The organism is Streptomyces milbemycinicus, assembly GCF_002154605.1.
GTDB lineage: Bacteria > Actinomycetota > Actinomycetes > Streptomycetales > Streptomycetaceae > Streptomyces > Streptomyces milbemycinicus.
Map to the genome: position 1 here is coordinate 18,324 of NZ_MUNE01000022.1, position 9,696 is coordinate 28,019.

The 9,696-nt window shown below is 66.7% G+C and carries 10 protein-coding genes and 1 pseudogene; 5 read left to right on the top strand and 6 right to left on the bottom strand.

Going from position 1 to position 9,696, the window contains the following annotated elements; genetic code table 11:
- Position 1 precedes the first annotated feature (1 nt).
- From CCN51_RS01720 to CCN51_RS01730, 3 genes are all read right to left on the bottom strand, one after another.
- The gene (locus tag CCN51_RS01720; protein ID WP_014172934.1) at positions 2-475 is read right to left on the bottom strand and encodes a carboxymuconolactone decarboxylase family protein; all 474 of its coding nucleotides are present in this window, start codon (positions 473-475) and stop codon (positions 2-4) included.
- 124 nt (positions 476-599) lie between these two features.
- Positions 600-2,273 (bottom strand): cytochrome bc1 complex cytochrome b subunit, encoded by a 1,674-nt coding sequence (qcrB, locus tag CCN51_RS01725; protein WP_014172935.1) that lies wholly within the window; start codon positions 2,271-2,273, stop codon positions 600-602.
- 118 nt (positions 2,274-2,391) lie between these two features.
- The gene (locus CCN51_RS01730; protein WP_043485968.1) at positions 2,392-2,655 is read right to left on the bottom strand and encodes a WhiB family transcriptional regulator; all 264 of its coding nucleotides are present in this window, start codon (positions 2,653-2,655) and stop codon (positions 2,392-2,394) included.
- 145 nt (positions 2,656-2,800) lie between these two features.
- Between CCN51_RS01730 and CCN51_RS01735 the strand changes: the two genes are divergently transcribed.
- Complete coding sequence (locus CCN51_RS01735; RefSeq protein ID WP_014172937.1) at positions 2,801-3,712, top strand: sigma-70 family RNA polymerase sigma factor family protein; 912 nt, start codon at positions 2,801-2,803, stop codon at positions 3,710-3,712.
- Between the two features lie 41 nt (positions 3,713-3,753).
- On the opposite strand, the gene CCN51_RS01740 is transcribed toward CCN51_RS01735, so the two are convergent.
- Entirely contained in the window at positions 3,754-4,671 is a 918-nt protein-coding gene (locus tag CCN51_RS01740; RefSeq protein ID WP_014172938.1) for an RNA polymerase sigma-70 factor, read from the bottom strand.
- Positions 4,672-4,976: 305 nt separating this feature from the next.
- Between CCN51_RS01740 and CCN51_RS01745 the strand changes: the two genes are divergently transcribed.
- The 4 genes from CCN51_RS01745 to CCN51_RS01760 all read left to right on the top strand — a co-directional run bounded on the left by CCN51_RS01745 (position 4,977) and on the right by CCN51_RS01760 (position 7,788).
- Entirely contained in the window at positions 4,977-5,393 is a 417-nt protein-coding gene (locus CCN51_RS01745; RefSeq protein ID WP_086013709.1) for a cupin domain-containing protein, read from the top strand.
- Positions 5,394-5,579: 186 nt separating this feature from the next.
- Positions 5,580-5,720 carry a hypothetical protein gene (locus CCN51_RS54765; protein ID WP_158104641.1) on the top strand — a complete coding sequence of 47 codons (141 nt, stop codon included), beginning with the start codon at positions 5,580-5,582 and terminating at the stop codon, positions 5,718-5,720.
- Positions 5,721-6,010: 290 nt separating this feature from the next.
- Positions 6,011-7,243, top strand: coding sequence for an MFS transporter (locus CCN51_RS01755; RefSeq protein WP_014172941.1), 1,233 nt, complete (start codon positions 6,011-6,013; stop codon positions 7,241-7,243).
- Positions 7,244-7,305: 62 nt separating this feature from the next.
- Entirely contained in the window at positions 7,306-7,788 is a 483-nt protein-coding gene (locus CCN51_RS01760) for a cupin domain-containing protein (RefSeq protein ID WP_043485972.1), read from the top strand.
- Positions 7,789-7,897: 109 nt separating this feature from the next.
- Here the strand turns inward: CCN51_RS01760 and CCN51_RS01765 are convergent, their stop codons facing one another.
- Both CCN51_RS01765 and CCN51_RS56885 read right to left on the bottom strand, forming a co-directional pair.
- Complete coding sequence (locus CCN51_RS01765; RefSeq protein ID WP_014172943.1) at positions 7,898-9,247, bottom strand: NAD(P)/FAD-dependent oxidoreductase; 1,350 nt, start codon at positions 9,245-9,247, stop codon at positions 7,898-7,900.
- 83 nt (positions 9,248-9,330) lie between these two features.
- Positions 9,331-9,696 (bottom strand): annotated as a pseudogene (locus CCN51_RS56885) (hypothetical protein); the annotation flags it as partial.

Sequence of the window (9,696 nt, forward strand, 5' to 3'; positions counted from 1 at the left end):
CTCAGTGAAACTGTCCGGCCTGGTAGTTGCCGGCGGGCTGCTGGGTGATGATGTTGAGCCGGTTCACCGAGTTCATGAAGGAGACCAGGATGACCAGGGCGGTGAGCTGTTCCTGGTCGTAGTGGGTGGCGGCTTGCGCCCATGTCTCATCGCTGACCCCGTGGGCCGCGTCGGCGACGCGGGTGCCTTCCTCTGCCAGTGCCAGTGCGGCGCGTTCGGCCTCGGTAAAGACGGTGGCCTCCCGCCATGCCGCGACCAGGTTGAGCCGTACCGGGGTCTCGCCCGCGGCGGTGGCTTCCTTGGTGTGCATGTCGATGCAGACGGCGCAGCCGTTGATCTGGCTCACGCGCAGGGCCACCAGTTCCTGCGTCGCGGCGGGCAGTGGCATGTCCTTGAGCTCCTTGCCCGCCGACATGAAGTACTTGAGAGCCTTCCCAGCGGCAGGGATGGTGAAGTAGTTCAGTCGCGCGTCCATGATGTGCTCTCCTCGGTGATCGCCAGTGGCTTACACCCCCTGAGACGAGGCAGCCCGACCCCCTGTGACACGCACGAATGTGACCTGGATCTCGACGATCGGCCCTCGACACCGCGCTCGCATATCACCGTCGATGGCCGCTGGTGATCTCCTCGTACTCCTGGACGGTGGGCTTGGGAATCTGCGTCCCCTCCCCGTAGAAGCCCCGGCTGAGCCTGGCCCGCAACCGTCGAGTGCGGCTGGTACTCCTCACCGGGCCTCCTTGAACACCCGGGCCACCGGACTCGATGGGCTGGTACTGCTCGTGCGCTGTCAGGATGTGCAGTCGCTCCCGGCTCAGTGGCTCATGCACCTCGACGAACTCCCCGTGCGGCAAGCGCTTGATGATGCCGGTCTCACGTCCGTGCAGCACCTTGTCCCGGTCGCGACGCTGGAGGCCGAGGGCCCACCGCTTCGTCACCGCATAGACAGCGATGGGTACGAGGAAGAGGCCGATGCGAACTGCCCACGTCACGGAATTGACCGAGACATGGAACTGGGTCGCGATGATGTCGTTCCCGGCGCCGGTCAGCGCCACCAGATAGACACTGATCCATGCCGCGCCGAGCCCCGTGCGCACCGGCCGGTTGCGTGGTCTGTCGAGGAGATGGTGTTCACGGTCGTCATCGGTGACCCATGCCTCGATAAACGGGTACGCACCCATGACGAGAAACAGACCGACGCCGGCCAACAGCGGGATCAGGTTGTCAAGGGCCAGGGTATGGCCCCAGATACTGATCTCCCAGCCGGGCATGACCCGAATCAGCCCGTCGGCTACGCCCATGTACCAGTCCGGCTGTGATCCCGCCGAAACCTGATCGGGGCGGTAGGGGCCGTACTCCCAGATGGGATTGATCTGTGCGATCGAAGCGATGACGAAGATTACCCCGGTGACCAGGAAAAAATACCCTGCAGCTTTTACCGCGTGCACCCGGAGCGGCATGCCGATGACGTTCCTGTTGGTGCGCCCCGGCCCCGGGTACTGGGTGTGCTTGTGGCGGAACACAAGGATCAGATGGGCGACGATCAGCCCCACCATGAGGCCGGGGATCACCAGAACGTGAATGGCGTTGAATCGCGCCACCAGGTCGTTCCCGGGGAACTCACCCCCGAAGAGGAACATCGACAGATAAGTGCCGACGATCGGCACGGAAAGGAGTGTTCCGTTCACGACCACCAGTCCGGTCCCGGACAGCAGATCGCCCGGGAGGTCGTATCCCGTCAAACCGGCGAACATGGCCAGGAGCAGCAGCAGAAAGCCGAACACCCAGTTGAGCTCGCGCGGCCTGCGAAACGCGCCCGTGAAGAACACGCGCATCATATGCACGAATATTCCGGCGACGAATATCAGCGCCGCCCAGTGGTGGGCCTGCCGGATCAGCAGGCCGCCGCGCACATCGAAGGAGATGTGCATGGTTGAATCAAATGCTTCGGACACCATCTGGCCCCGCAGGGGCAGGTAGCTGCCACGGTATTCGACCTGGTTCATCGTCGGGTGGAAGTACAGGCTCAGATAGATGCCCGTGGCGATAACGATGAGGAAGCTGTAGAGGCAGATCTCCCCCAGCATGAAGGACCAGTGGTCCGGGAATGCCTTTCGCATACCGGCTCTGGTGAGATTGCGGACGCCCAGCCGCCCGCGGGTCCATTCGGCAACCTTTTCCCCTCTGCGCCCTCGCTGCGGTTCGGTTGACCGGCCCGCGTTGGCCGTCGCCTCCGCGATCTCCTGAGCCGCAGGCTCGAGAGCACAGTTGTCCATCGTCGAACTCCTCACGCCGGAAGGCCCATGAACTTCTTCGACCGATAGACCGGATAAGCGGCAAAAATGTGACACGTACCGCCACGGCGGGTTCGTCCCCGGCGCGGCGCCGAACCCGTCACGCCACCACGGTGACCGCGTCCTTGGACTGCCGGGCCCCACGTAGCCGCATCGCGCGGCGTTCACCCTCCGTCGTACCGCCCCAGATGCCTTCCACCCGCCCCACGCGCATGGCCCAGTTCAGGCACTGCTCCACGACGGGGCATTGGCCGCATACGGCCTTGGCTTCGTCAATCTGCTCCAGAGTCGGGCCACTGTTCCCTATGGGGAAGAACAAGTCGGGGTCCACGCCCCGGCAAGCTGCCCTTTCACGCCAATGCATGGAGAAACCTCCTCGATTCGGTGGCTGTTACGTAAGACCGAGTAGCCGACGCATATGTGACACGGCTACGGAAGGCACCGCCTGTGCCATGTCACAAGATCCATGCCTGCCCTGTCACATGGATTGAGGCGAGGGAGGATGCCGTATGGACCATGCCGGTGATGCAGTGCCGATCGCGGAGCTGCTCGATGAGCGTCGATATCTCCTGGATGTCGCTTATTGGATGCTGGGCAGCGGCGGCGCGGCGGAGAGTGTCATTGATGAGACCTACCGTCGGTGGTACGGGCTGTCGGACTCGGCGCGTGCGCGGATCGCGGTGCCCCGCTCCTGGCTTGCCAAGACCGCGGGTGGCATCTGCCTGGGCCGCCTGGCCCTGCCGGATCGCGGCGAGGACACGGACCAGGGTGAGGGGGGCGGCCCGTATGCGGGAGACGCCGATGGCGCACGGGCGAGCGCGGAGCTGGAGCAGGAGATCAGCGGGGTTCTGCTGAATGCTCTGGACTCTCTTTCGCCGGCGGAACGTGCGGCGTTCGTGCTCAACGAAGTGTTCGGGATGACGCCCGATACGGTCGCCGACATCGTGGGGCGTACGGGGCCGGAGTGTGTCGAACTCGCCGATCGTGCGCGTCGCCGTCTTCGGGCGCGACGGTCGCGTCCCACGACGCCGGAGCAGCATGACACGGTCGCCCGTACCGTCCGTCACGCCTGTGTGACCGAGAACGCCGGGCTGCTGGCATCCTTGCTGTGGCCTGATGCCACGGCGTTCTTCGACGGCGGTGGCAAGGTCCGTGCGCTGGCCCGACCCGTGCACGGCAGCGAACACGTCGCACACAGCCTGATGACACTGCTGGTCCGGCGCCCGCGCACCACACTGACCGCCCAGTCCGTCAACGGCCGGACGGGTCTGGTGGCACGCTACGGCGACCAGGTGGCCGCGGTCATCAGCCTCGACATCGCCGACCACCGCGTGGCACAGGTCTGGGTCGTACTCAACCCCGACAAACTCCGCTCCTGGAACCAACCCCCCAGCGCACACCAGAGGCCGTCACAGGCATAGTGACGGCCTCTGGCCTGGGCTCACGACGGGGAACCGAGTGGCTACATGGAGCGAGAGCGTGAATCGAGGAACGCGGCGATTTTGCTCGGGTTGAACAGCCACATCACCTTGTAGATGCCCTCCCGCGAGGCAGCCACCGTCAGAAACGTCTTGGGCTCGCCCTCGCGGTAGATCATCACTCCCGAACGCCCGTTGGCATGGACAGACCGGAGATCCAAGCCACGCCAGAATCGCGGATACGCAGTCGCCAGGTTCGCCACCCGCGCACGGCCCAGAACCGGTATGCGCGCAGCGCCCCGCATCCCGTTGCCATCGGACAGGCTGACGGCATCCGGGGTGAGGAGGGCTTCCAACGAGCCGATGTCACCCCTCTGAGCTGCGCCGACGAAGGCTTCCAGAAGGCGTCGGTGTTCCTCCGCGTCCACGCTCTCCCGCTGTTCCGCGCCCAGGTGCTTACGAGCGCGGCTTACGATCTTCCGCACATTGACGACGCTGAGTTGAAGCATGTCGGCGATCTCGGGATAGCTGTAATCAAACGCCTCACGCAGTACATACGCCGCGCGCTCCGCGGGGCTCAGCTTCTCCAGCACCAGCAGCAGAGCCAGCTCCAGCGCCTCCGCCCGCTGCGCGCCCACCTCCGGGTCCGAGCTCGTATCAATGGGCTCGGGCAACCACGGCCCGATGTAGGTTTCCCGGCGCACACGGGCCGACTGGGCGACATTGATGGCCAACCGGGTCGTCGCACTCGACAGAAAGGCCGCCGGGCTGACCACCGCGGAGCGGTCGGTCTTCTGCCAGCGCAGCCACACCTCCTGGACCACGTCCTCAGCCTCGACCGCACTGCCGAGCACGCGGTAGGCGATGCCGAAAAGACGAGGCTGGAGCTGCACAAAGACAGAAACAGCCTCGTCAAGGGCGCTCGTCGTGGTGCCGAGGGGGCTGTGGTCGGTGAAGGTCACTGCTGCTCCAATCGCGTCTCCTGCATAGACCGGGGTCGCCCCCGTCCTGTGACAGGACCGGGGCAGAAAGACGTGCGGACCGACGAACACCGCAGCGGCGGGGCTCGACCGAATACGGATTGTCACGCATGCACACCGTCAGTGACTTCCGCGGGCCGTGGCCTAGGGTGAGCCGTGCGCCGATCGCTCATCGCCGGAGAAAGCACCGTGCGACTCTGTTGAGCGGACGCCGATCCGCGTGGGCCCGGCCCAACAATCACCACACCTCACCATGAGATGGGAATGGTATGCACAACATAGCCCGTATGGGAGCTATTGGGGCTTTATTTATCGGTTTGTCCATCCCTGCAGGGTACGCGCACGCGACCCCGGGCGGTCCCGGTGTGACCGGCAAGGTCATCGCCCAGTCCACCGTGGCCGGGCGCGACTACATCCTGCGGGAAGTCACCATCCCGCCGGGTCAGGCAACCGGTTGGCACTTCCACGACGGCACCCTCTACGCGTATGTCAAGCAGGGCACCCTGAGCCACTTCGCTGCCACCTGCAAGTCCGACGGTGTGCACCCCCAGGGCCGTTTCCTCGAGGAACCGCCCGGCGCCGACCACGTACACATCGGCCGAAACCTCGGTGCCACGGACGTCGTCCTGGAAGTTCTCTACGTCCTCCCGCACGGCGCCCCCTTCTCCCAGGACGCCCCCAACCCGGGCTGCGACTTCCAGTAGCCCTTGGGCGCCGGTCCGTGGCTGTCACAGCTCCCCCGGCTGTTCGGTCAATGCGGGTGGCGGCTTGCGCGCTGCCCGCATTGACACAGCGAGGAAGCCGGTTTCGTACGACGCCCGGCCTGAGCCGAAGAAAGACGCATGATGCCCCGAGACGCTCACCAGCACTCCGATCCTGCCGCCGCCTGTGTGTCTCTGGCAGCCGAGGCCGCCCTGCTCGAGGCCCGTCTCCAGATGCTCCAAGAGGCGATTGACACGGTCGACACACGCATCAAGTCGGTCTCCGACGCGCTGCGCCACACGCGCCCCGCCGGGGCCGCAGGGTGCTAGGGCCTGTCGTCAAAGGGGGCGCCCTGCTCCCGACGCCGCTCGCGGCCGGACGCCCCCTTCGACGACAGACCCCAGGAAGCCATTGCGTTCCATCGTTCGGCCACTGCCTACGATGTCCGGGGATCCCCATGCCCGCGTCCAGACTGAGAGCGGCACCGCAGATGGGCCGGAAGCAAACTCACCGAGCAGATCATGGAGCACTTCGCCGGACTCGACGACGTCGATATGCGTGCCCGCGACGTTGCCGCGGCTCCTGGCCGTGACACCCAACGGAGGACCGCCCAGTGGGAATGAGCGGCGTCCGCCGCGGCGCCGCCTGGGCGTTGCCGGCCGCGCTGGCCATCGACGCCATCGGCACCGGGCTCTATCTCCCGCTGTCCATGGTCTACTTCCTCGCTGTCACCGACCTGTCGGAAGCTGATGTCGGCCTGCTGCTGACCGCCGCCACCGCCTGTTCGCTCCTGCTGCCGCTCCTCGTCGGGCGGATCGTCGACCGCATCGGGCCACGGCCGGTGGTGATCGCGGGGCAGTTATTGCAGGCAACCGGGTTCTTTCTGTACCTGTGGGTGGCGGGTCCGCAGTCGCTGTTTCTCGCGGCGCTGGTCGAGGCGGTGGGGCTGCGGGTGTACTGGTCGTCGATCTTCGCGCTGATCTCCGAGCAGGCGGACGGGGAGGCGAGGGACCAGTGGTTCGCCCGGGCGGGCATGATCCGGGCGGCCGGTACCGGCGCCGGCACGGTGCTCGCGGGTGGGCTGCTCGCGCTCGGCTCGCAGCACGCGTACCGGGGAATGGTGATGGCGGATGCCATCTCCTTCGTCATCGCGGCGATGATCGTCGCGTTGTTCGTGCGCGGTGCGCCGCGGCCGGCCGGTGGACCTGACGGGGAATCCTCCGACGCGGTACGGAAGTTGCTGCGCAACCGGCCGTATCTGGCGCTGATCGGCGTGAACACGCTGTTCAACATCTGCACGGTCTTCCTCGCCGTGGCAATCCCGGTCCATGTGATCCGCGGGCTGCAAGCGCCGGGCTGGACGGTCGGCGCCTTCCTCACGATCACCACGGCCGTCGTGGCCACCTGTACGGCCGAGGTCACCCGCCGCTCCCGACGACGCACCTCCCGGGGCGGCGCGATGGCCTGGGGCGGCCGGCTGTGGGCTGCCTGGTGCGTGGCTGCCGCCATGGCGGTGCTGCTGCCGCCAGGGCCGCTGCTGGTCGGCTATCTGACGCTGGTGATGCTGCTGTGGGCGGCGGCGGAGATGCTGCACGGCCCGGCCTCGAACGCGCTCTCCGCGGAGGCGGCGCCGGAGGGGATGCGAGGGACCTATCTGGCGGCGTTCCAGTATTCGTTCGCGACGGCGGACATGGTGACGCCCGGCCTGTTCGGCGTCCTGTACGACGTAAACCAGGTGCTGCCGTGGATGGTTGTGGCCTGCCTGGCGCTGACGGCGAGCGTGGCGATCCGGCCGCTGGAGCGGCGTCTGGCAAACGTGTCACATACGCATGGGGTATTCGGTCCTTCATAGCAGGGCGTGGCCGCAAGCAAAAGCGCCATTGCGCATCCACCACACGTAAAGGGATGGTAGGCATGTCTTACCCAGAGCAGGTGTATTCGGGAAGCAGCGGCGAGATCAACGCCAACTTCCGACCGGCGAGCACCGCACCGAATGTCGGCACAGCCGGCCGAGATGCCATTCACTATCTGGCGACCACCGCCACCACTCGAGGTGAATTCGGTCTCTACCGGGTCGAGATGAGCGCCAAGGCCGGCGGCCCCAACACTCACTTCCACAAGTCCATCTCGGAGTCCTTCTTCATCCTCGACGGCACCGTTCGCCTCTTCAACGGCGCGGAGTGGATCGACGGGCAAAAAGGCGACTTTCTGCATGTGCCGCAGGGCGGGCTTCATGCCTTTCGCAACGACTCCGACGCACCGGCTGAAATGCTGCTGCTCTTCACTCCGGGCGCGCCGCGTGAAGAGTATTTCGAGGGACTGTCGCAGCTCGCCGATGCCACGGACGAGGAGCGCGCCGAGTTCTTCGTGAGGCACGACTCGTACTTCGTGGAGTAACCGGCACCAGCAGGCGCTCTCGCGAGGACAGCCGCGTCGGCCCGGTCCTCGGCAGGCTTCGTACGCCGCCGGGCCGGGCCGACACACGGCACTCAGGTCTGCCCCAGGATCACCGAGCCTTCATCTCGGCAGGCTCGTCACTATTACGGGGGTTGCCCCGGGATACAAAGGCTTCCCGGGGGCGCTGCACCGAGGCCAGCGAGACGATGTCCCGCCCGTAGAGGGCGGCGGTGAGCCAGACGGCGAGGACGCGGATCTTGCGTTCCCACGTCGGCACGGCGAGCACGTGGTAGCCGCGGTGCATGAGCCAGGCGGGCAAGCCCTTGATGACGAGGCGCCGGTACTGGGAGATGCCCCGCCCCATACCCAGCGTGGCCACCACGCCCAGGCTGTGGTGGACGTAGTTCTTGGTGCTCCGCCCGTGCAACGTCGCCACGATGTTCTTCGCCAGGCGCTTGCCCTGCCGTACGGCGTGCTGGGCGTTGGGCACGGTATGTGCTCCCGCCCGGCCCGCCGCGAGGTCCGGTACGGCAGCGTCGTCGCCCGCGGCCCACACGTCCGGCACCGCCTCCGTGTCCGTACCCACGCGCAGGTCGGCCCGTACGACGAGCAGACCACGCTCATCGACCGGAAGGTCGGTGTGGTTGTGGACGGTGGGGTTCGACGCGTTGCCGGCGGCCCAGACGATCAGGCCCGACTCGTACTCCTGCCCGTTGGAGAGCACGACGTGGCCGTCCTCGGCCGAGTCGAGCTGGGTGTTCAGATGCACCTTCGCCCCTCGCCGCTCCAAGGACCGGACCACCCACGCACCGGGTTCGTCGGTGACCTCGGGAAGGATTCGGCCGCGCGCCTCGACCAGGTGGAAGTCGAGCTCTCGGGCGTCGAGTTCCGGGTAGTGCTTCAACAGCGCGGCCGCCAGGGACAGCAACTCGCCGAAACCCTCCACACCGGAGAAGCCGCCCCCGACGAACGTGACCGTGAGCAGCTTCTGGCGCTCGGGCCCGCGTGGCAGTGCGGCCGCCCGGTCGAAGGAGGTCAGCAGCCGGTCACGGATGGCGACGGCCTCTTCGACATGCTTCAGACCAAACGCCTGCTCACTGAGCCCCGGTATCGGGAAGGTGCGGGTGACCGCCCCCGCTGTCACCACGAGCATGTCGTAGTTCAGCTGATAGTCCGGCCCGCGCTCCGGCCGGACGGTGACGGTCCGACCACTGTTGCGGATCTCCGTCACCGTTCCCGCGATCACCCGGGTACGGCGCAGATGCCGCCGCAGTGACACGGCGGCGTGGCGGGCCTCCACGGACCCCGCCAGGACCTCGGGCAGAAACGGCTGGTACGTCATATACGGACGCGGGTCGACAACGGTGACCCGCGCCTCCCCGCGGCGCAGCTTCTTCTCAAGGCCCCACGCTGTGTAGAAGCCCGCGTAACCGCCGCCGACGATCAGGATCTCACGCACGGTGTCCTCTGTTTTCTCTCGGTTCCACCTTTACTGACAGGTCAGAACCGTGTGTTGTGACACCTGCGTGCTCGCGTACGTGATCAGGACGGATTGGCGCGGTACAGACCGCGCCCCGCGCGCTGGACGCGCGAGGTCGCGACAAGCCGGTCGAGCGTGCTGCGCACGGCGTTGATGCTGCCGGCGTCGGTGTCCCGTCCGAGTGCGGCGGCGACGTCACGCGCACGGACATCGGCGCCACCGGTGCCCGCGAAGAAATCCATGATCTGTTCGGTGAGCCTGCCGTACTTCCCGTCGGTCTGCCGATCGCCACGCTCGCCGCGCCGTGCGGTGCGCGCCGGCTTTTGCTGCTTCTGCTGCTTTTGCTGCTTCTGCTGTCCTTCAGGCCGCTGCGGCCGGGCCTCGGGCTCCGCCCGTACGACCGCTGCACCGTCCGGCGCCGGAGCGGT